Here is a 23,085-nt window from a genome sequence, read left to right as displayed (position 1 = left end):
CTACAGCCCTCCACCGATCGAGATCAATTCCGGAGCATTCGGCTTCGTGCCTTCATTCCCTTGCCTGATTTCATACTGCTTCAGTCTCTGGCCTTCGGTATTAAAATAGTACAGGCGCTCATACGGAACCGTAATGCTGACTCTGTTATCCGGTACAAGCGGCTCTAGAAAGGTCTTGATCGAGAACATGCCGAATGGAGACCCAATCTGATAGATATTCTCTGCACCCAGACTTTCCCGTGTCATGACCTCTCCATCCAGACGAAGACCTTCCGAAGAGGAATCCTGTGGATTTAGGAGAGCATGCTCCGGGCGGAAGCCGAAGCTTGCTATGTCCTGTGATTTGCCTTGTGCCGAATGGAGCTTGAATCCCTTATACGGGAGCACGTTCATAGCCGGAGTACCAATAAACTGGGCTGCAAACACATTCGCCGGATCGTTGTACAGCGTCATCGGCGATGCTGCCTGCTGAATGACGCCTTTGTTCATAATAACGATCTCATCTCCCATAGACATGGCTTCCACTTGGTCATGAGTGACATATACAAAGGTCGTGCCAAGCCGTTTATGCAGCTGAATCAGCTCGGTCCGCATCTGGTGACGCAGCTTCGCATCGAGGTTCGAGAGCGGCTCATCCAGAATGAACACCTGCGGCTTCTTAACCATGGCACGCGCCAGCGCTACCCGCTGTCTCTGCCCGCCGGACAGCATCTCCGGCTTCTTCTTCATATAATCGCTGAGACCTACAATCTCAGCGATGTCCTTGATAAGCTTCTCCCGTTCCTTCTTCGGCACCTTACGGTTAACCAATCCAAACTCAATATTGTCATATACGTTCATTGTCGGGTACAAGGCATAATTCTGAAATACCATGGCCACATCGCGGTTGCCTGGAGCAACTCCGTTGACACACATGTCATCAATCCAGATCTCACCCTTTGTCTGCTCATCCAGACCTGCAATCATCCGCAGTGTCGTCGATTTACCGCAGCCCGAGGGTCCGACGAGGACGGTGAAGGAACCGTCCCGAATCGTCAAATCCAAATCCTTGATAACCTCTTCTTCCTTAAAAAACTTACTGATTCCCTTCAGCTCGATTCTGCCCATACTAGAGCCACCTCCCGTTTATTTGCTGAGCAGCGCGTTTGCTTTCTCAGCCGCTTCATCCAGCGCCTGCTGAGGCGTCACATTGGCGTCGAGAATTGTTTTTTCAATTGCGCTCTTCATGATTTGTGCAACTTCCGGATAAGCCGTCTCCATTGGACGAGGTCTTGCATATTCAAGCTGGTCCACAGCTACTTTATATTGCGGATATTCTTTGTACAGGGACTGCATTTCTTCAGTCTCCAGTGCAGACATACGAGTTGGCAGGTATCCTACATGCTCACTTTGATAAATCGTACTCTCGGTCGTTGTCATGAATTTGATGAACTCCCATGCTGCCGCCTGCTCCTCCTCTGTGAGCTTGGACGTCATCACGAGCTGACAACCCCCTGTTGGTACACCATAGGATTTATTGGCTGGCATAAAGGCAGTATCGAATTCAAAATTGTTCCCTTCCGAAATATCAATCGCTCCAGCTACACCAGCAGTAGAACCGAATTTGAATGCCGACGTCTGGTTAGCCCAGTCCTTGTCAGCCGTTGCTCCTGCCTCATCCCCTACCGGGATTTTGATCAAGCCTTCGTTCGCAAGCTTCTTCCAGAATTCTACCGGCTCAACACCTTCTGGCGAATTGAACAGTGCCGATTTACCGTCTTCAGCCAAAATTTGTCCTCCGGATTGGGCAACAAGTCCTTCATAGAACCAAATATCGACCGGCATGGTCATCAGTGAGATCCCTTTTTCCTTGAGCGTACGTCCGTATTTCTCGAATTCTTGCCAGTTCTTTGGTCCGGCAGGATCAAGACCTGCTTCTTCAAGCACAGTTACGTTCATATACATGATTGGTGTGCTGCGCATGAAGGGCAGTCCGTACAGCTTATCGTCTACATATGCATTTCCCATAAGGCCGGGGTTAAAATCATCCATCTGTACTTCCTCAGCATCCTGCTCTGCTAAAGGACCAAGCTCTTGGATCATTCCGTATCTGGCAAACGTTGCAGTTGATGCGATCTCCAGGTCAGACACGGCAGGTGCATCCCCTGCTGCAAAGGCTGCCTGAACCTTGGCATGCAGATCGTCATAATTTCCTTGGTATTCAGCAATGACCTCAATCTCATCCTGGGATTCATTGAAGCGTTTAACCAGCTCCTGCTTTGCCTCTTCGATCTTGTCTCCGAAGGCATACCAGTATTTGATCTGAATCTTCTCCCCTGTCCCTTCACTTGCACTTGCCGAGCCTGCCCCCGCATTCGTTGCCGAGCTTCCTCCGGATTCACCGCCGCAGGCGGACAGCATAACCGCCATCCCCAGCATCAGTGATAAGAAACCGCGTCTTTTATTGCTTTTCATTTTCTATTTCCTCCTAATCGTTTTAAAGCCGCTCTTAGACATGACAAAAGAAACCTGAACGAAACCATTCAAGGCTCTATACAAGGCCTCTCTGGTCTGTTCAGGTTTCTCCATCACTCCAACCCACTGGCTATTTACTTGTCTATTTATAAGTGGATGCTTGTCTCTTCATCCTGCACTTATCTTATCTCTTCTTTGTTAACGGCATTAATTGTAATTGTTAAACATGAGTTAAGTTAAAGGATTCCTTCCACAGGGAGGCACTCGACGAGGAAACAGCTGTTGCCCCATACTTGAGACATTCCTTGGCATGTCTGCGCTCGGTGAGCAGTCCTCCTGAAATAATGGGCAGCTCTGTCATCGCCCTCACTTTACCCAGCACTTCAGGAATACGGGCCGGCATGATCTCAATGACATCAGGCTGTGCCTGATCCAGCGATTGAGCAATGTTATCAAGCCCTTCCGAATCGATGAGGAAAAAGCGCTGAATCGTCAACAGTCCAAGCTTCTGTGCCTTTTTGACCACCTGAATCTTCGTCGTAATGATTCCGTCCGGTTTAATCGCATTTGCGAGGTAATCCAGCCCTGGCTGGTCATAGGATAAGCCCCCGATCTTCTCAACATGCACGAATACCGGAATTTCGTGCTTGCGAAACAGATCCACATAGCCCTTGATGACCCCAATGCTTCCTGTCAGCAGGAATACACAGCTTAAACAATCTTTATGCTCAAGCGCCGTCTCCAGCTGTCTCGCATCACGAATGGATGCCACATTTCGATAAGCTTCAAGCCTCTCAAGCAGCGTGCTGACCGAAGCTTTTGCCTTGGTGCTGGTCAGGTTCTTCCTTACATAAGGCTGCTTGATAGCACTCATCTGCTCTTTAGACATGACCTTGACCAGGTGCTGCTGCGTCTGCAGATACGAATACATCCTGTTCATTCGTCAGCATCACACGGCAGCCTCTCTCAAGCTCTGTTCCTCTTGCATGGGCGGACGGGGAGAAATGCTTCATGTGAAGATGGATTTCCGGGAGCTGCTTAGGAAGCTCCGCATCTTCAATGTCGACTGCCGTGACGTCGATATAATCGTCTCCCAGCTCCACCATCCGGAATGCATGCTCATCCAGGCAGGCGGACAGCTGAACAAACGTCCAATTATTCTGCTTGGTAATGGAATCCACATGTGTATGTCCGTTAAAATAAACAGCCGTTCCTTGCTTCTTGCTTAAGATCCGCCACATATCAATAGATGGGTCGATTGAACCCTTATCCCGATCTGAGCCCGTTGTCGTCAAATGAATTGGATGGTGAGCGAACACCAGCATCGGCTTCGTGCCTGAGCTGACAATGACATTCTCGAACCAGCTTAGCTGCTCCTCATCCATCCATCCTCCCCAGTTGGTCAGATCCATCTCTCTTGTCGTATCCAGAAACACAAGAATTGCTTTGTCCATCGTAAGTGCCTGGTAGCGGGCTTGTCCGGTCAAAGTGAGCAAATCCCTCTTGGTCTGGGAATATGTATCATGATTGCCAAGCACGTGGAAAAAGCTTGCGTCATATTGTTCAATAATGTCATACACTTCATTAATTTCTCTCTCTGTACCGAAATTCGTGAGATCACCCAGCGATATATGCATATCGGCTTCAGCGCTCATGAAATGGTGCAGCATCTTTTTATAAAACGCATCTCTTGCCGTAACCCACGCCTCAGTACTCTCGTCCGCTTCGTGGTAATGCAAATCTCCCAGGATCGCCAGCTTCATGTTCTAACACTCTCCTTATGCGTTTGGTTAGGTCAAGTATAGGAAGAGAATGTTATCTGGAAGTCACATCCAATAGCTGTTTATGTAAAAATTTAAATATTAGATCAATAAAATAGCGAATCTTCCGCTTTAATGGAGATTCGCCGTTTAGCTCATTAACCTTATGCTTGCATTACACTCGTTTCAATCTGGATCGTTGTTCTTAGCCCGAGGGCATTCATGACGGATTGAATCTTCTCTGTTGTGGCCCCGCTGTACTCATTGCGTTCATCCCTTGATACCTGTGCCTCGGACACACCTAATCTTTTGGCAAGCTCAGCCTGCGATATATTCATAAAGATCCGGTATGCGATCAGGTTCTTTCCGAGATCCGTTATGCTCTCCAGCGGACCGAATGATCCCTTCTTGATCTTCTCATAGTCGTAAATCTCTTCAGCCAGTTCCTCTTTAAAAGACAACAGCGGACGAAGGGCCATGTCTGTCTGTTCTTTGCTCATCCCGATGCTCTGATAACGCAGCTTCTCATTCGCGATATAGGCCTTATGATCCTTCATTTTTTCCAAAGCTCTTCGGTAAGCGGTTTCAGTCTTGATCATTTACACTCATTCCTTTACTCCTCATACTTGTGATGCTTTTGTCAGCAGATCATATAAATATGTATGGCTTAATATGCTCAGAATATACGTAAATCGAGCGATTTTTATTAACATTTTTGTTAATAATTATATGGCAGAATAAACAAGCGGTCAATAATGAAGGGAATGAAAAAAGCCTGTCCTCACCTATAGGGACAAGCTCTCAGATTATGTATAGTGATTGCTGCTTACGATCTACGTCTTACCGAATAAGGTATTTCTTTGAGCAGTACTCCTAGCAGGAGAAAACATAAATAACTAAACATTACGACCATATCCATACTTTTTACCATTATTTTCTCCTCCAATATACTTTTATCCTAAATTTAACAGCTGGTTTTCATTTTGTATACTATATATCGAATTTTCACAGTTGCTTTTTAACGCCTTACTGCACTAATGAAAAAAAAGACAACGACAGCTTCGCTGTGTTGCCTAAACATTGTGAATTAGGTTTAGTTTCCAACCTTCTCGCGGTCCTTGCCTTTGTCGGACTCCCCCGCATTTTTATTCGCCGCTTCACGATCCTGCTGCATTTCCTCAATGGTCTTCACTTTAAGCCTTGCCGCCCCTTGATAGTCCCGGGTTGGAATCAGGTTGCCTGAAGCAAGCCGTTCCTTGGCAGAAGCAATCGCTTCGGTATATTGCGGCAGCCACTTCTCGCCAGCGACCAGCATTTCATCAACCATTTGCCATATTTCCTTCGGATTGCAGACCGCTCCTACGAGGGGATCCATCATGAACGCTTGACGGAGCAGCTGATCATCACCATGAATGGCCGCTTCGACTGCAAGACGCTGTACAGAGATGCTCACATTGCATACAGCTGCCGGTCCAAGCGGGAGATCCCCGACATGCGGCATCGAAATCCCGTTCCGATCTACATAGCCTGGCGCCTCGATAATGGCATCATTCGGTAGGTTGGAAATAACACCGTGATTCACTCGGTTGAAATGTCCCCGGTATACTCTGCCTGTCTCCAGACTCTCAATGATATAGGAGCCATGCTCCTGTCCACGTTTCTCGGGTACAAATTGGTTCGGCTCCTCCTTCATCCAGTTAGGAAAGTCTGTCTCGAACCAGTTTCTTCCCTCTGTACACACCCGAAGATATCCGCCAGTTTCCCCATTAATCCAGCTCCCCAGATCAATCCATTCCTGGATTTCATCCGGACGCTTGCGATACCACGGTACATATTCACTCAGATGGCCATTCGATTCAGTACTGTAATAACCGAAGCGGCGCAGCATATCGATTCTCACTTTTTCTGTACGGCTGAACTCTGGATGCTTCTCGAAAGCCTCTAGCAGTCCTGCCGTCAGATCCTTGCCTTCATGGCTTGCTTTGATATACCAGGTTTGGTGGTTGATTCCGGCACAGACGATATCGACATCCTTCATCTCAAGCCCGTACACCTGCGCAATTTGATGGTGTCCATGCTGTACGCCATGGCATAAGCCGACTGTATTTACACCGCCGTATTTGTTGCAGGCCCAGGTCAGCATCGCCATCGGATTAGAGTAGTTCAGCAGCAGTACATCCTCCGCACATACCTCACGGATATCCTTGCAGATATTCATCATTTCAGCAATTCCGCGCTGCCCGTACATGATGCCGCCTGCACTTAGTGTGTCTCCTACGCATTGATCGACACCATATTTCAGCGGAATATCGACATCCGTCGCAAAAGCTTCCAATCCACCGACACGAATTGTACATATGACATATTTTGCGTCCTTGAGCGCAACACGTCGATCCGTGGTTGCTTTAATCTCGATAGATAGTCCATTTTCCCGAATGTCACGTTGACATAACTCAGTTACCATATCCAGATTATGTTGACTAATATCTGTAAACGAAATTTCGATATCGCTAAACTCCGGTACGGTCAGCAGGTCACGCAATAATCCTCGAGTAAATCCAATACTTCCTGCACCAATAAATGCTACCTTAAGAGACATTAGCTTCTCATCCACCCTTCCTTATTAAGACCCTTGATATTCTCTTCGTCATTGTAGCAATATCTATTCAGGAAGCGTTACCAATATCGTGACTTCTTCATCCGCTGTATGTACAAAATCCTCACCTGTGAACAACAAAAAGAAGAGATCACAAGACCTCTTCTTCTCTAGTCCCAGGACTTTTTTTCACCCAGCTCCCGATATTTAACAGGCGTTAAGCCGGTATGCTTCTTAAACAAGGTGTGGAAATATTGACGACTGCTGATCCCTACATAATCCGGAATATCCTGAATCGGAATTTCCGTTTGGGAGAGCAGCATCTTCGCCTTATCCATCCGCACCTTGGTCAAATATTCTGTCAGTGTTTGGTCGGTATGTTTCTTGAATATCCGGTGCAGATAGCCTGGATGCAGGTTAACAAATGCAGCTACATCCTTAACCTGAAGCGGCTGATCAATATGCTGACGCATATATTGAATACTCTTCGTAACGTATCCGTCCGCAAGCGGCTCATTACCCTCTGCGGTACTTCTCAGCCTTGCGATCCGCACCAGCAGCTGACTGAACAGAAGCTCAATCATGAAGCTGGTGTCTGCAGAATGCTGCCGATCCAGCTCCAGCACCAGACTCTTCAGCACATAATAGACTTCTTCCGGATCAGATAACACAAGATGCCTGAACGGATGCGCCAGAAACACAGCGACCTCCCGCTCCTCCCTTGCTATATGTCCAAGAGAAAAGGGTCCCGAATACGGCTGGAAACCGAATTCTACATTCAGCATTCGACAGGGAGCCGCCTGCTCCACGATTAACCGATGAGGAACCCCCTCATCAAGAATAATAAACTCACCTTTACGCAGTACAATCCGCTCGGTCCTGTCGTCATCTCCCATCACATCAATGGCGCCTGTTCCTTGGATCATATACATGATCTCGGTCCAGCGATGCTCATGATATTCCATCTTGTAGTTCTGCCACTGTTTATAATAATAGGCATAGAATTCAGGTCCAGCCTCGGAAGGCGAGAGCTCATGATGAAAAAAACTGCCTCGCATCACCGCTCCTCCTTAGTCCTCTCGCAGTGCAATATATTTTTGAATGGCAGCTGAAACGGCAGTCATGCTGAGCGGCTTGCTCACATAGTCATCCATTCCAAGCTCCAAATATTTATTGCGATCCCCATGAATGGCATGTGCCGTGACGGCGATGATGTATGGACCTTCGTTACCAGGAATCTCTTGGCGAATCATTCTTGTTGCCATTAGGCCATCCACGACAGGCATCTGGACATCCATAAACACCATATCGTAAGCCTGATCTTTACAGGCCTGTACTGCCTGCTCCCCGTTTGGCACTACCGTTACCCGATACCCCAGCCTGTCCATCATCTTAATGAACACCAGCTGGTTCACCTCATTATCCTCTGCGACTAGAATCTTAAGTGATTCGACAGAAGCTCCATGATCCTGTTCTGTCTGCTCACTCCATAGACCTGCTGAAGGAGGCTGAAGTCTGAAGTTAGCTGTAAATATAAATTTGGATCCCGGGCCATCCGGTCTTGGTTCATACCAAATATCGCCCTCCATCAGCTCAACCAGCTTCTTACATATCGCAAGTCCAAGACCCGTACCTTCAATCTTCCGAGTCATATAATTATCGACCTGATAGAAGGGCTCGAATAACCGGTGCATCTTATCTGCAGACACACCAATGCCTGTATCCTCAACCTCGACTTTGAGCCTCACATGCCTGGATGTCTGCTCGACTTGTTCGACACTTACCGATACACTGCCGCTTGGCGTAAATTTAACTGCGTTGCTCAATAAATTCATCAATATTTGTCTTACCTTGGTCCCGTCACCATACAGATACTCAGGTACGTTCGGCGCAATCGATGTTCTAACCTCAATCCCTTTCTCAATGGCTCTTGGCTGATTAATATAGTAAGCCTCAGACAAGGTTGTTCTCATGCTGAACATTTCATGAACCAGGTCAATCTTGCCGGATTCAATCTTGGAAAAATCCAAAATATCGTTAATAATGTTCAGCAAGGTGCTGCCGCTCTGCTTAATAATTTCAACATACTGGCGTTGTTCAGATTCAAGCTCGGTTTCCAGCAGCAAATCCGTCATACCAATGACACCGTTCATCGGCGTACGAATCTCATGACTCATCATCGCCAGGAACTCGCTTTTTGCCTTATTTGTTTTCTCAGCCGTTTCTTTCTCGATCAGAAGCCGCCTTTGCTCGGTAATATCCTTCAGAATCAGATAGAAGCCAACTCGATTATTGTGAATAATAATGGGAGCAAGAGAGGCAAGAACCTCGACAAGATGACCATCCTTGTGCTTGATATGATCAATTCCCTCTTCAATCAGCGCATGATCAAGCTCGTCTGATTTTAGATTCGCCAGTATTTGTTCGTCAATCAGCCTGGCAATTCTTGTCCCGATTAATTCCGCAATGGTGTAACCCGTCAATGTTTCTGTCATTTGGTTGCCATTAATGATATTGCCGTCCAGGCCAAATGAGATAATGGCATCATGATTGTATTTTTTTAGTGAAGTGTATCTTTCCACACTTTCATTCAGCTTTAATTCTGCTACTTTATTTGCTGTGATATCTATAAGATGGGCAATGAAATAGATCGGCTCCTCTGATGTTTCATCCAGCACCAAAGACACGTGGACACTGGCCCATACCGTGTTTCCGTTTCTATGCACATATTCCTTCTCAAATTTAATCGAAGACGAAGCGCGTTCCAGTAACGCTGATGGATGAACCGCTTCGGAGAAAATGTAATCAATCGCCGGAAGGTTCATGAGCTCCTCCAGCTTATAACCTAAGATATGACAGGCGGACGTATTCGCATGAATCCAATTGCCCTGGGTCGATACTAGAGCAATGCCTATCGGCGCTTGATTATAAATATGTTTTGCTATGGCTTGCTGATCAAATTGCAGGAAATCACTCATTTATCGCCCCTCCTCGTTCAAATATTATACATGAGGTGTCAGCATAGGAGGAGATCGTTTTTAGAAAATAGACAAAATTTACGGATTCTATTTTCTGGAATGTGAAAAAAGCGGCTTCGCTGTACAAGCGAAACCGCCCTCATGCGTCATACGAAGTCACACTGCACTCCCTCGCTGCCCGCTGTTCATCTTCACTAACCTCAAGTCTTGCTTATTCTATAGTCCCTGCCTTGCTTAACAATCTGTACAGCACTTCGGCTGCCTCTGCACGGCTTGTGTGCGTACTTGGATGGAGACGACCCGCTTGATCGCCTAAGATCATCCCGCTGTGCACCAGGTTTGCAAAGCTCTCCTTCGCCCATTCCTGCACATCTGCATAGTCTTTATACTTGCTCAGTATAGAGATCGCTCCTTCCTCTGAAGCGCCCACAAGACGAGCTGCACGATCAAGCATTACGGCCATCTCTGCCCGTGTAACAGGAGTATTGGGGGCAAACGAGCTGCTGGTTCTGCCAGAGATCAGATGATTCTCAACAGCCGCCTGCACATCGTCTGCGTACCAGGCATTCGAAGCTACATCTGTGAAGCTGCTTGCTTCGCCCGAGACTGGAGTCAGATCCAGGGCGTTAACGAGCATGGAAGCGAACTGAGCCCGGGTCACAGACTTATTGGGAGCAAAGTGCTCACTGGATATCCCATGAAGGATTCCGCTTGCGGCAAGTTCAGTAATGCTGTGAGCCGCCCAGTGACCATTCAGGTCTGTGAATGAAGGAGCTTCATCTGATGTACTGTCTTCCGGAAGCTCGCCGGGAATCGTTTCACCCTCTGTATTCATTTCCAGAATGGTAACTGTACCCCCAACCTCATTCGCTACTAGAAGCAGTGGACTTCCTGTAGTACTGTCCGCAGCAGAGATGAATTCCAGCCCTTCCGGTCCCGTATCTGTTGCCAGGATGTCCTCCTGACCGTATTTGCGGGTGTTCACATAGCTTGTAAACACAGGCTTCTCCGGGTTCGTCACATCGTATACCATGACCCCTCCCGTTCTCTCCAGACCCGTAAAGGCATAAAGCTTGTCTCCTACCTCACCAACGGTTACATATTCTGGCTCTGGACCCTTCTTCGGACTCCGGTCGTCCATCTCTTCATCATCATTGCTTACATTGAAGAATTCGGGGTTCGCTTCTCCTGTAATTCGTTCAAAATCGCTTCCGCTGTCATATACCTGCTCCATTGTATCTGCATTCCAGATGGAGAAGGATCGGCCTCCGTACAAGTACAATTCTTCGTATACGCCATTTTGCAAGCCCATTTCGGAAATGACACGAACATCATCATAATCTTCCGTTTGGCCCAGCCACTCAGATAAGGATGCAGACAGCTTGTAGCCCTCTTTTATATCCGATATCTTGAGCTCATTCTCAAGGCCTTCCCATCCTGTCGCATCTCCTTCATTCGCTGTGAAGAGATATGTTTGGCCATTTATTGTATGTGATGCAATACCATCCGGCATATACAGACTTTTGAGTGGAGCATTCTCAAGCTTCACCTGACCATCAGAGATCAGATCCGCCTCGTTTCCAGACTTACTCAGATCCTTAGCTCCCAGCCCTTGCACAGACACTACCTTTGCCTCTGCCAGATCAATTGCAGCAATGGCATTATTCTCCTGCAGAGCTACATATGCCGTCTTATTATCGTCAGAGAGGGCCATATATTCCGGCTCAAAATCCGTTTCTGCCTTCTCCTTCGTACCCATCGAAACGATGATTCCATCCTCATTCACATCACCGCGAATATGTACGTCATCTCCGATCACGGACGGATCATTGAACAAGACCTGCTTTACTTCATTTGTGCGTGTATCAATGATCGTAACACTACCTTTCGGATCTGCCCCGATGCCATCACGAGGCTCTCCCTCATCCGCAGTCAAAATATAACGTCCATCCGGGCTGATCTTGATCATATCCGGCTGCACACCTACCGCATATTCCTTAATCAGCTTGCCATCGTAATCCAAGACCAGCACTTTGCCTGCTTTCATGGAGGCTTCCTCTTGTACTGCTACAGCAACATATTTACCTGCCGTATTCACATCCACGCTTGTCAGATCACCGACCTTAAAATCAGCTGCTGCTGCAAGCGCCTCAATATTAATGCTGTTCACTTTGCTGGTCTTGCCGTCTTCTGCCAGCTTCACAATATCCAGACTTGGCGGCTGCGTAGCTCCGTTGACCAAGTAGAAGCTGTCATTGTCCTTGTTGTATCTAACGATCTCAGCAATACCGCCATCGGCATTGGTTACCCCTACTTCATAGCTTCCGATCTTGTTGATCTGAAACGCATTCAAGCTATTAGCTGCGTCTGCCACAGCCGGTGCTGCCGAATTACTGGCTGCATATACATCTGCCGGACCTGCCGGCACCATCCCCAGCGTAAGTCCTGCGGCCAGTAACATCGTTATGTATCTCCGTGCCTTCATTCTCATATTCTCTCTCCTCAATGAAATAATAGATTTAAGCTGCATTTTGCAATTGTATAAACGAACTGTTAAGAGAACAGCAGTATTGTGTATGACAGGTGTAAAACGAACGAAGAGAGAAATAATATTTCATTCGTAAATATTATAGAGTTTAGGATTAGGATTTGTTTTTATGTACAGCTTCATCCGTGCTTTGCAGCAAAAACAGAGAGGGTATATCCGTATCCTAAAAAAGAAGGAGGCCCCATCAGATGGGACCTCCTGTTTCATTAGAACGCCGGAATCATTGTATCCGGGTGCTTCTCTTCAATATATTTTCTTGCCTCATCGCTGGTAAGTACTTCGGCCAGCTTCTGAATGGCTTCTGAATCCTTGTTATCCTCGCGAGCAACGAGTGAAATCGCGTATTTCTCATCCATTTCCTCAGTTACAATCGCGTCCTTCGGCGTCAGGCCGAGAGGAGAGGCATAGGCAGGATACATTGTTACCAAGTCAACATCCTCATATGCACGAGCAAGCATCAGCAGATCCACTTCCTGGAACTTATAGTTCTTCGGGTTCTCTACAATATCGGATTGAAGTCCGTCGGTGCCGACGCCTTCCTTCAGCTTGATCATCCCGTTCTGGTCAAACATGGCAAGCGACCGTCCGATGTTCGCCGGATCATTCGGAATGGCAATCGTTGCACCTTCCGGAAGTGCATCAATACTGTCATAGTTCTTGGAGTAACCGCCGTAAATGATATGGTAAATCGGAGTGACTACCGTCAGATTGGCATCAGCATTATCATTGTACTGCTGCATGAACACTTGATGCTGGAAGAAATTCGCATCCACTTCATTATTCTTAAGTGCATCATTTGGCTGAATGTTATCCGATACGTTCACAACCTCGAGCTCGATTCCTTCTTCCTTCAATGTCGGCTTCAAGGCTTCCATCATATCAACCATGGCAGGAAGACTGCTTGCCACTCGCAGAGTCTGGGACTCACCTGTCCCTGATGCGCCTTCGTTATTGTCAGCTGTATCGCCGCTATTCGAGCCGCAGCCCGCCGCGACCAGCATTATTGTCAAGATTAATAGGAGCCCTGTCCACTTCATTACTCGTGTGCTGTTTAATGTTCTCATGAATTACAAATTCCCTTCCAAGTTTGATTAGTTAGCGTTTGTCCAAGCTTCTCGATAACAGATTACCCAAGTATTGAACCAACTGTACAAGCACAATCATGATCAAAATTGTAAACACCATCAGCTCAGTCTCATATCTTTGATACCCATAGCGAATGGCAAAATCTCCAATTCCACCGCCTCCCACGACGCCGACCACGGTCGAGTACGAGATGAAGCTGATGGTTGAAGTGGTAAGACCCCGAACCAACCCGGAGCGTGCCTCGACAAACAAGAATTTGAATATAAACTGCGAGAGTGTCGCTCCCATAGACGAGGAAGCCTCGACAACCCCTCTTGGCACTTCAAGCAGTGATTGTTCTGCCAGACGCGAATAAGTAGCAATCGCCACTACGGCAAGCGGTACGGAAGCAGCGACGGTTCCAAGCGCGGTCCCCACAATCATCCGGGTAAAAGGAATCATGAAGACGACCAGCAGCAGGAATGGAAAGGACCGGACAATGTTAACGATAAAATCGAGGATGCCAAATAGGGTCCGATTCTCATATTTCTGTCCTTTGCGCGTCAAATACAGAAGTGTTCCCAGCGGAAGACCCAGCAATATAGCTGCTGCCAGTGAGATCCCGACCATCAGAAAGGTCTGACCGATCGACTTCCACATCTCAGAAGAATAGGTCTCCACATAATTGGGATAGAAATGAACGACATAATCGTAGAGTCCTATAAAAAAATCACTCAACGCTCGTCACCTGCTTCCTGCTCCTCGTACCAGGCCAGCATATCTGGAGGCAATGCACCCTCTGCCAGCTCTACGGTCCGAAGGATTTTGCCCGAGTCCATGAAGGAAACCGATTGGCACAGCCGCTCCACAACAGATACCTCATGCGTAACGATCACGATGGTAATGCCCATTTCCCTGTTGACATGCTCCAGCAGCTCCAGCACACCGCCTGTTGTCTTCGGATCAAGTGCCGAGGTCGGTTCATCACAGAGCAGTACCTGGGGCTGATTTGCAAGCGCCCTGGCAATGGCTACCCGCTGCTTCTGCCCTCCGCTGAGCTGAGCCGGATATTGTGCCGCCTTGTCCGAGAGACCGACAAACTGCAAGTATTCCTGAACCCGCTGATTGCGTTCCTCTCGGGAGACACCAGCAAGCTCAAGCGGAACCGCAACATTCCCATGCACAGTTCGATTAGACAGCAGATTGAAATGCTGAAAGATCATTCCGATCTTTCTTCGCGCTTCCCGCAGCTCGCCTTCCTTCATCCGGGTCAGCTCCTGATCTCCCATATAGACTTGTCCCTGATCCGGCCTTTCCAATACATTCATCATACGAAGAAGAGTAGACTTTCCCGCGCCGCTTGCCCCGATAATGCCGTGAATGGACCCTTGCTCAATATGAAGAGACACATCATCAACGACGGTCAAGCCACTGCCATGCTTCCCTGCCCCGAATGTCTTGCTGACATGGCTTAGCGATATCACGTAAAATTCAATCCTCCTTAATCATAAAAGAGCCCGCACCGGATCGATAGACATGACCCGGGCGAGCGTGTGTAACACTTTTCCAAACAATCGAACCTTATAAATCATAGCATATATGAGTCTGAAATTCCATACATTTTCAACATTTAGGATCTAAATGTCTAAAAACTCAAGCCTCAGTATGGGGTATTCCCTGACTGTGACGTATTTCCAGAAGCAAAGCCCTTAAATAGGGTAGGTACATCATGATATCGGGTATTCGTAATCTTACCAGTGGACGTGCTGCTGTCGGTTCGCAGAATAGAATCCTTGACGTTCGAAATATCCGAGCTGTCTACATTCATCACGACTTTATAGGAGCTTCCGCCATTCTGACGAACAAGCTTGCCAATATCGTCGGCTCTGAAGTTCTTGATATTGAATGTACCTGCGGCATTGGCTTGGAAGACTTTATCGTAGGCTTTATAGGCTGCTCCGCCTGTAATGTTCACCGTTCCGGAGGATTTCAGGGTCAATGCGTCCTCACCCACATCCTGCCATGTTACATTCGTAATATTACAGCTTCCATAACAATGTACACCATCCGCTGCAGGTGCGCCGAGAATAACGTTCTTTAATGTAGCTCCAGCCTCCAGCCTGAATACCGGCTTCTGTCCCTCACCTTGTCCACCATCCCCAAGCGTACTCGGGTTAGCCACGAAGGTCTGCCCCTGTCCGTCATAAGTTTGTCCCGCAGGTACAATAATGGTTTGATTTACCGTGGTAGCCGCATTCATACTTCCTGGCAAAATGCCAAATGCAGCCGCGACCAGAGTCGTAGACAACAAGGCTCCCGTTAAACGCTTCTTCAACACTGTCTTCATCATTCATCCCGTCCTTCTATTTAGAATTTGAATACTGCTCCTCACGATACAGCGTGAATGTGCACCTTCACTTGCATCGTGTGTCCCAGCATATCAAAGGACAGACAAGTACCGGAATAATCATTAGACAAGTTAGCTCATTTCATACGTATCTCAAGGGGCCTGTGTCTTCTATATAACGGATTCATCAGATACATTACGCGCGAGGTTATATACTGCATATCGCCGTAACACGAATAATCATTAGAAGTGTTTTTTACTTAAACCAGCCTTTTTCCTTAAAATGCTTGATCGCCTCAATCCGGTTGCTGACGCCGAGCTTGTCCAGAATGACTGACACATAATTGCGTACCGTTCCTGTCGTAATGTACAGCTCATCCGAAATTTCCTTCGTATTCTTGCCATCTGCAATCAGCTCAAGCACGGCCTTCTCCCGATCCGTCAGCGGGTTCTTCTCGCCGTATCCTTCATCAACCAGCTCAGCCGCATAGATTCTTCTTCCTGACATGACACTCCGAATGGTCTGAGCCAGCTCCTCAATTGGACTGTCCTTAAGCAAGTATCCGCTGACCCCTGCCTTTAGGGCGCGCTCAAAATAACCGGTACGAGCAAAAGTAGTCAGTATAATCACTTTGCAGTCTCTGCCCTTGATTTCCTCTGCGGCGTCCAGCCCATTCTTGATCGGCATCTCAATGTCCATGATGCAAATATCCGGCTCATACTGATGGACGAGCTTAATTGCGTCCTCTCCATTATTTGCCCTGCCGATCACTTCCATATCCTCTTCAAGATCCAAGAGGGATGCGAGAGCCCCTAACAGCATCCGCTGATCTTCTGCAATTACAATTCGTATCAAGATATCCCACTCCTATCTCACTCTGCCGCAAGTACTGCATGTGGCACAGCAATGCGCAGCTCGGTTCCTTCATGTGTCGCAATATGGAGACTACCGTTCACAAATTCAAGCCGCTCCTTCATTCCTCGCAGCCCATTGCCCCGTGACTTCTTAGCCGCTTCTCCAATCCCCCGCCCATTATCCTTTATGATAACTGCCAGCTCGGTTCGTTCAGGATGGATCGTTATGTCACACCTGGTCGCCTCACTATGCTTGACCACATTCGTCACTGCTTCCTTCAGCGACATTCCGAGCACATTCTCGTTCATTAAAGAGAGGTCACTTAGATGCTCTTCCCCTTCAATATGAAGCTCAATGTCAGCCGCCTTCAAAATCTGACGGATTCGAAACAGCTCGTCCTCCAGCCGCGCCCCTCTCATCTGGGTGACCATCTCGCGCACTTCCTTCAGTGCGGTGCGTGCCGTTTGCCTTACATCATCCATCTCACTCTGTGCACGCTTCGGATCACGGACAACTAGCTTGCCCGCCAGTTCGCTCTTCAGGCCAATAAGCGACAGCTTCTGACCCAAAGTATCATGCAGGTCACGCGATATTCTCTGCCGTTCTTCTAGCTTGACCAGCTCGGAGATCCGTTTATTCGCATTCTCCAGCTGGCCTTCGAGCCGATCTTGTTTATTTTTGTTATAGGTGTTGACAGGAAGCAGTATCACAGCCATCATACTGATCAGTACAAAAGGAAGCTGCTTAATGACCACTTCATTGGCAGAAGCCAGTGAATAATTAATCGTAATAAAGGTCGTGACAAGATGTACGGTATACAGCGTAATAAATCCGGCCTTATTTTGAATCGTCCCAATGAAGAAAGCCAGAAAAAGTGAAAAATAAACAAAGCCGAAGATAAGCGCCATCATAACAGATATCGCGATTTGAAGCCCATACCAGATGTATACCGGCCATCCCCTCATGACAAGTCCGAGCAGATTCGAGCCGAAGAAGAGGATGATCAGCAGAACACCGAATACAACATATCCTTTGGAGGAAGATCCGATAATAAAATAAAACGGCAATATAAAACAGACCAGCCATACATAAGGGTTCAGGCCCGTATTTTTGCGAAACATATCCTGCCAGCGATGCATGCTGTTCATTTAAGTTCACCTGCTCATTTCCGAGAGTTCATCATCCGCTGCAGCCCTAATAATAAAAAGACTACAGATATGATTATCTATAGTCATCTTACCATAAGCACTGAAGTCTTATGCTTCCTATTTAAATGGCTGCTGCCTTCTTGTCTGCGAGCTCTCGCTGAGCACGCTCCTTGAGACGCTGCCCTTTCTTGTATTGCCTGAACGTTACAAATTTCTTCATATCCTCGTTCCACAATCGGAACCTCATCGCCTTGAAGCTCTCCAGGACGGTAATCGTCGTAGCTTGCTGCAAAGGCGGTGTGGCGTTGTGTGCCTCCTCCAAATGGTAGTTAGGCACCCTCGGGCTCAGATGGTGGACATGATGGAATCCGATATTACCCGTAATCCACTGCAGCGGCTTCGGAAGCTTGTAATAGGAGCTGCCTTCGACAGCAGCTTGAATATAAGACCATTCTTCCTCACTCTCGAAATAAGAATCCTCAAAGGTATGCTGAACATAGAACAGCCAAATGCCAAGCATGCTTGCAAAATAAAATACCGGCACCTGGACAAGCAGGAATGCCTTCCAGCCGATGGCCAGAATGAGCAGCGCATATACACTCACGATCAGCAGATTCGTTAAATACGTATTTAAGCGTTCCTTGCGCTTAGCACCGCGCCGATTAAATCGATATTGCAGCAAGAACACCGCAATCGGACCGATTCCGAACAGAATGATCGGATTACGATAGACACGATAATAAAACTTGGTATACCATGGTGATTCATTATATTCGGTGACGGTCATCATCCATATATCGCCGATTCCTCGTTTATCCAGGTTACCGCTGGAGGCATGGTGCACCGAATGACTGTATTTCCACTGCATATAAGGGGTAAGTGAGATCACACCCGTCAGCGTACCCACAATGTTGTTTGCTTTTTTATTTTTGAAGAAAGAACCATGACAGCAGTCATGAAATATGATGAATGTCCGAATGACAAAACCGGCAGCAACCAAAGTTATAGGCAAGGTGAGCCAGTAGGATACCGACAAACTTACGTAGGCCAAATACCAAAGCACAAATAAAGGAATAAGCGTATTTACCATTTGAATTACACTTGCTTTGAGCTCCGTTTTTTCGTAAGGAGCTACTTCCTTTTTTAACTGGGATTTAAATGATGCAGACATGACATCGTCTCCTTCACAGCAGGACAGGCAAAGTAACTTAGCGCTCCTTTGGACTCGTGTCCTTATTCTTCTTCCATTGTAGAAGAATAAGGACACCCCTTGAAGTCATAAACGTCAACTCATGAGTATGACAAATGTCATGTATCCTCCTATTTCGTATGTTTAACCAGTTACAGCTGTCCTCCGTACCATTCCAAATATCCAAGCTGTGCGGCCAATAAAAAGCATAGAGAAATCGCCGCCAGCAATATCATCAGGAAGCCCCAATCCTGCCATCTTACTTGCAGCTTCAAATAAAAATCACGATCCCGCTTCCCCGTGAATCCTCTGGATACCATGGCGACAGCTACCCGCTCGGATTTGCGAATGCTGCTGGCCAGCAGCGGAATCGAGTACCTCTTGAACGCGTGAAGAATAAAGCGCACTCCCCTCTCCCGCTGAATCCCCCGCATACGGTGGGCCTGCTGCATCGTCGCAAGCTCTTCCCGGAACAGCGGCAAGAAGCGATAACCTGCCATAATCCCGTAAGCGAGCTTCGGGGACAGCCTGCACTGCTGCATCAGGCTAAAGATCAGCTTCACCGGATCTGTCGTAAGAATGAACAGGAGCGAGAGCGCAGAGAAGGTGAGCGTACGAAGCCCGAGAGACAGAGCGGTAAGCACCGTTTCTCGTCCCGCCTCAAACCCGCCGATCCTGATCCATACTTCATCATTCATAACGATGCTCTCTCTCGGAAAGACAATCGCTGTCCACACATAGCCGAGGGCCATGATCAAGAATGGTGCAAACAGCAGCACCCATCTGCGCCAGGATACTTGGCCAAGCCACGCCGTAAGCAGGATCGTTACGATTAAAGCACTCAGCTGCGTGAAGGGATCAAATGCGAGTGACAGCAGTATGACACCAAGGGTGACGGCAAGGGCCTTAATACTCGGATTCATATGATGGAGATTCCAGCCGCCGTGCTGAGAAGAAGCGGAAGCACTTCCGGCTGATTTGACTGCACTTCCAGCTTCGAATGTGATTGCGTTTGCTTCGTCTGAACTTGTAAGTGCTTCGTACACACTTGAATTATGGACAGGGGCTTCAGCTGTATTCGGGAACTTCTCCGTTCTGATGCTAGAGTCCATTTCTAATGCTCTTGCCAGCTGTACCTCAAGCGGCAGCACCAGCTTCGCCTCAGCAAGTCGCTCCTCAGGCCAGTGCCACAGTGCTGACAGGCTGTCGTCCAGCTCTATCTTTCCTTCCATCATCACAATCACACGAGTAGCGTAAGCGCGGACCCATTCCATATCATGTGTGATCATAATGACCGTAAGTCCTTGCCGGACCCTGGACTTCAATGCTTCCAGCAGCCTCAGAGATGCATAGGCATCCTGGCCATAGGTGGGCTCATCACATATAAGCACCTGCTGCTCTTCCACAAGCATCGAAGCTACGCTGAGTCTTCGTTTCTGGCCCTGACTCAGTGCATAGGGACTGTAGTCTGCAAGGTGAGACAGCCGGAACTCGGATAGAAGCTCTGCTGTCCTCAGCTGAACCTCTTCCTCGGACTTACCTTGCAGGCGCAGTCCAAATGCAAGCTCCTCGCTCACTTTATCCGTAACGAACTGATGCTCGGGATGCTGAAAGACGAGGCCGACCCGCTTGCGGATGACAGACTCCGGCACCCGGATCATATCCTCTCCGCCAGCAAGAACCCGCCCTTCCTTAGGCGTGAGCAATCCGGACAGAAGCCCGGCCAGCGTAGACTTCCCTGCTCCATTCGGTCCGGTTATAGCGATGAATTCACCTGCTCTCACCCGCAGAGAGACATTCTGAATGACAGGCCGATCCTGTCGATAAAATGTCATCCCATGTGCCTCCAGCACAGGAGCATGTCTCTCTCCATCTCCTCTAGAATACAGAGATAGCTCAGAGCTCTTCTGCAAGTAGTCAATTACCTGCCCTTGCTCAAGCTTAGGACGTGATACCCAGTAATGGATGAGCTCTTCAGCAGTGAGTGGAAGAACATCCGCCGATCCCGGTACATATTCACTTAGCTGCCGCTGCAGGCTCACTGGGCCAGGCACCCAAATCCCCATTTGCTCCAGTTCAGCACGATATTTCGAGAAAAACTCGCTCGGTGCAGCCACTCGGCATATCTGTCCTTCCTGATCCATTAGGGCAATACGATCGATGTCTGCCATCCAGGCATCCAGCTGATGCTCGATTAGGAGCACCGTTATTCCATGCTTTTTGCGAAGTGATGAGATGAGCTGAGCCAGATTACGAGTAGCCACCGGGTCAAGATTGGCCGTCGGCTCATCCAATACAAGGATGCCGGGGCGAAGCGCGAGTGCACAGGCAATCGCTAGACGCTGCTTCATGCCGCCGGAGAGAGTGTGAATCTGAGCCGTTCTGTACGGCAGCAGGTCAACCATCTCAAGCGCTTCATCCATTCGGCTGCGGATCCTCTCATGTGGACATTCCACATTTTCCAAGCAGAAGGCAACCTCTTCTTCTACTGTCAGCATACAGAACTGGCTATCGACATCTTGAAAGACAATCCCTACCGCTTGCGCATGCAATGCTGCACTCTGCTCTACCATCGGCCTGCCCCATATCCTGACGCTTCCCGTAACCAGACTCTCGATCTCTTGCGGATAAATTCCGTTCAGACACAGCGCGAGCGAGCTCTTACCGCTCCCGCTTGGTCCCAGGAGCAGCAGCATCTCACCTGGAATCAAGTCGAATGTGATCCCATTTAATATAAGCGGAGCTTCTTCCTCATACTGAAGAGTCAAATCTCTCACTTCAATGGCAGCAGCGGACCTGCAAGTCTCATCGACAGGTTGATCTTTGTCCGTGTGGAGTACCATTATGCTTTGTGTGACCGGGCTGCTGCTTTGGCAACCGGGAAGCTTCGCAGCACACCCGTACGAACCAGTGCATCCGCAATCCATTTTCCGAGCAGACCGGCCAGAATTGCTCCGCTGATGATCCGTACCGCCAGCATGGCGATGACAAATTCAGGTGATAATGCAGCAAAGCCGGACCGGAAGTAGCCCCAGGCGAAGCTGAACACTGCTGCCCCTATACCTGACAGCATCAGGACGGGCAGCGAATATTTACGATAACGAACCGCTGCAAAGACCATTTCTGCTCCAAGACCTTGAATCATCGCCGATACGATAAGAATAGGACCGGTTGTGTTTCCAATCAGTACTTCAATAATGCCAGCAATAGTTTCGGACAAAAAGGCCGCCCCTGGCTTGCGGATAATATAGGCAGCAATAATGGAGACAATGAACCAGATTCCGAAGATCACCTCATAACCCATCGGTCCCATGACACCGGTGAGCAGATTGCCAATTTGTAAAAATACGAGATAAATGACGGCAAATACAACGGACAATGAGCTTAATACGATAATGTCACGCAGCTTCCAGGCTCCCATACGTTATTCCGCCTTCCCTTGCTTCTTATTAGAAGGACTGTTGCAGGACAGCGTTACGGTCATTACGACATGGGACACCGATTCCTGCGTCACTTCAAAGGATTGCTCCAGTGTCTTGAAGATCGTATGTACATCCCCTTCTAGGCGTGTAGCGTAATGAATACCTCCGCCGTAGCTGCCATCCTCCTTCGCAATATCAACGACGTTCGCAATCTTCTTCATGTATTCCGGCTCTCCGAGAGCGTATAGGGCATATTCCGCTGCTCCTTCAATACGGATAGAGGATACGATGTCTTCATTCATTCGGACAGCATCCTCTGACATGTATACATCACCCGCCGAATCACCCGGACAGCCAATAGAGAAGGTGCCGCTGAACACCACGTGCTCGCCTGTCTTGGCTGCATGCAGATAAATCGCCTTCATAACGTCAAAAACATGCTCAAGCCTGCCGCGTACGCAGGTACTTACATCACCGGTCTCTGTCCATACCTTGGAGGTATCCGCCTCTTGGATTGCACCAAGAATAATATCAACAAACCGATCGCTCATCGGATATAGCGAAAAACGACAGCCCACGATTCGACTTGTTCCACATACTTCTGTACTCATTACTCCATCTCCTCAGGTTCGTATTGCTGAAACAACACAAAAAAGAGCTGCACCCCTGAGTGAGTGCAGCTCAATAAAATGTAATGCCCTGAATTTTGCTTGATCTGAACT

General features: G+C 48.1%; 19 protein-coding genes. All 19 read right to left on the bottom strand.

The window, feature by feature from the left end; genetic code table 11:
• Entirely contained in the window at window positions 1–1,107 is a 1,107-nt protein-coding gene (locus tag PUW25_RS04610; RefSeq protein WP_205054005.1) for an ABC transporter ATP-binding protein, read from the bottom strand.
• A gap of 18 nt (window positions 1,108–1,125) precedes the next feature.
• The gene (locus PUW25_RS04605; protein WP_205054006.1) at window positions 1,126–2,454 is read right to left on the bottom strand and encodes an ABC transporter substrate-binding protein; all 1,329 of its coding nucleotides are present in this window, start codon (window positions 2,452–2,454) and stop codon (window positions 1,126–1,128) included.
• Window positions 2,455–2,674: 220 nt separating this feature from the next.
• Window positions 2,675–3,394, bottom strand: a complete 720-nt coding sequence (locus PUW25_RS04600) for a glycerol-3-phosphate responsive antiterminator (protein ID WP_274338169.1) — start codon at window positions 3,392–3,394, stop codon at window positions 2,675–2,677.
• Window positions 3,336–4,217 (bottom strand): metallophosphoesterase family protein, encoded by an 882-nt coding sequence (locus PUW25_RS04595; protein ID WP_205054007.1) that lies wholly within the window; start codon window positions 4,215–4,217, stop codon window positions 3,336–3,338. The genes PUW25_RS04600 and PUW25_RS04595 overlap by 59 nt, the downstream gene beginning before the upstream one ends.
• 161 nt (window positions 4,218–4,378) lie before the next feature.
• Window positions 4,379–4,813 carry a helix-turn-helix domain-containing protein gene (locus PUW25_RS04590; RefSeq protein WP_205054008.1) on the bottom strand — a complete coding sequence of 145 codons (435 nt, stop codon included), beginning with the start codon at window positions 4,811–4,813 and terminating at the stop codon, window positions 4,379–4,381.
• Window positions 4,814–5,307: 494 nt separating this feature from the next.
• Window positions 5,308–6,813 carry an alpha-glucosidase/alpha-galactosidase gene (gene melA / locus PUW25_RS04585; RefSeq protein ID WP_205054009.1) on the bottom strand — a complete coding sequence of 502 codons (1,506 nt, stop codon included), beginning with the start codon at window positions 6,811–6,813 and terminating at the stop codon, window positions 5,308–5,310.
• A gap of 167 nt (window positions 6,814–6,980) precedes the next feature.
• Window positions 6,981–7,868: a helix-turn-helix transcriptional regulator gene (locus PUW25_RS04580; protein ID WP_205054010.1), complete on the bottom strand. Its 888-nt coding sequence runs from the start codon at window positions 7,866–7,868 to the stop codon at window positions 6,981–6,983.
• A gap of 12 nt (window positions 7,869–7,880) precedes the next feature.
• Window positions 7,881–9,788, bottom strand: coding sequence for a PAS domain S-box protein (locus PUW25_RS04575; RefSeq protein WP_205054011.1), 1,908 nt, complete (start codon window positions 9,786–9,788; stop codon window positions 7,881–7,883).
• A 211-nt stretch (window positions 9,789–9,999) separates the two neighbouring features.
• A complete protein-coding gene (locus PUW25_RS04570; RefSeq protein WP_052512245.1) occupies window positions 10,000–12,279 on the bottom strand; it encodes a choice-of-anchor I family protein in 2,280 nt (759 codons plus the stop codon).
• Window positions 12,280–12,542: 263 nt separating this feature from the next.
• Complete coding sequence (locus tag PUW25_RS04565) at window positions 12,543–13,400, bottom strand: MetQ/NlpA family ABC transporter substrate-binding protein (RefSeq protein ID WP_238546462.1); 858 nt, start codon at window positions 13,398–13,400, stop codon at window positions 12,543–12,545.
• A 31-nt stretch (window positions 13,401–13,431) separates the two neighbouring features.
• Window positions 13,432–14,061, bottom strand: coding sequence for a methionine ABC transporter permease (locus PUW25_RS04560; protein WP_047913482.1), 630 nt, complete (start codon window positions 14,059–14,061; stop codon window positions 13,432–13,434).
• Between the two features lie 74 nt (window positions 14,062–14,135).
• Window positions 14,136–14,885 carry a methionine ABC transporter ATP-binding protein gene (locus PUW25_RS04555; RefSeq protein ID WP_052512244.1) on the bottom strand — a complete coding sequence of 250 codons (750 nt, stop codon included), beginning with the start codon at window positions 14,883–14,885 and terminating at the stop codon, window positions 14,136–14,138.
• Between the two features lie 176 nt (window positions 14,886–15,061).
• Entirely contained in the window at window positions 15,062–15,751 is a 690-nt protein-coding gene (locus PUW25_RS04550) for a pectate lyase (protein ID WP_370510373.1), read from the bottom strand.
• A gap of 253 nt (window positions 15,752–16,004) precedes the next feature.
• On the bottom strand, window positions 16,005–16,604 hold the full coding sequence (locus PUW25_RS04545; RefSeq protein ID WP_047913394.1) for a response regulator transcription factor: 600 nt from the start codon (window positions 16,602–16,604) through the stop codon (window positions 16,005–16,007).
• A 17-nt stretch (window positions 16,605–16,621) separates the two neighbouring features.
• Window positions 16,622–17,743, bottom strand: a complete 1,122-nt coding sequence (locus tag PUW25_RS04540) for a sensor histidine kinase (protein WP_047913479.1) — start codon at window positions 17,741–17,743, stop codon at window positions 16,622–16,624.
• A 130-nt stretch (window positions 17,744–17,873) separates the two neighbouring features.
• Window positions 17,874–18,923: a Delta(5) desaturase DesA gene (gene desA, locus PUW25_RS04535; protein ID WP_047913393.1), complete on the bottom strand. Its 1,050-nt coding sequence runs from the start codon at window positions 18,921–18,923 to the stop codon at window positions 17,874–17,876.
• A gap of 170 nt (window positions 18,924–19,093) precedes the next feature.
• Window positions 19,094–21,784, bottom strand: coding sequence for an energy-coupling factor transporter ATPase (locus PUW25_RS04530; protein ID WP_052512243.1), 2,691 nt, complete (start codon window positions 21,782–21,784; stop codon window positions 19,094–19,096).
• Entirely contained in the window at window positions 21,784–22,362 is a 579-nt protein-coding gene (locus PUW25_RS04525; RefSeq protein WP_047913392.1) for an ECF transporter S component, read from the bottom strand. The genes PUW25_RS04530 and PUW25_RS04525 overlap by 1 nt, the downstream gene beginning before the upstream one ends.
• 3 nt (window positions 22,363–22,365) lie before the next feature.
• Entirely contained in the window at window positions 22,366–22,974 is a 609-nt protein-coding gene (locus PUW25_RS04520) for a YkoF family thiamine/hydroxymethylpyrimidine-binding protein (RefSeq protein WP_047913391.1), read from the bottom strand.
• Between the last annotated feature and the right edge of the window lie 111 nt (window positions 22,975–23,085).

This window comes from Paenibacillus urinalis (assembly GCF_028747985.1).
GTDB lineage: Bacteria > Bacillota > Bacilli > Paenibacillales > Paenibacillaceae > Paenibacillus > Paenibacillus urinalis.
The sequence above is the reverse complement of the archived record's forward strand: the minus strand, read 5'-3'. Positions and strand labels throughout refer to the sequence as shown.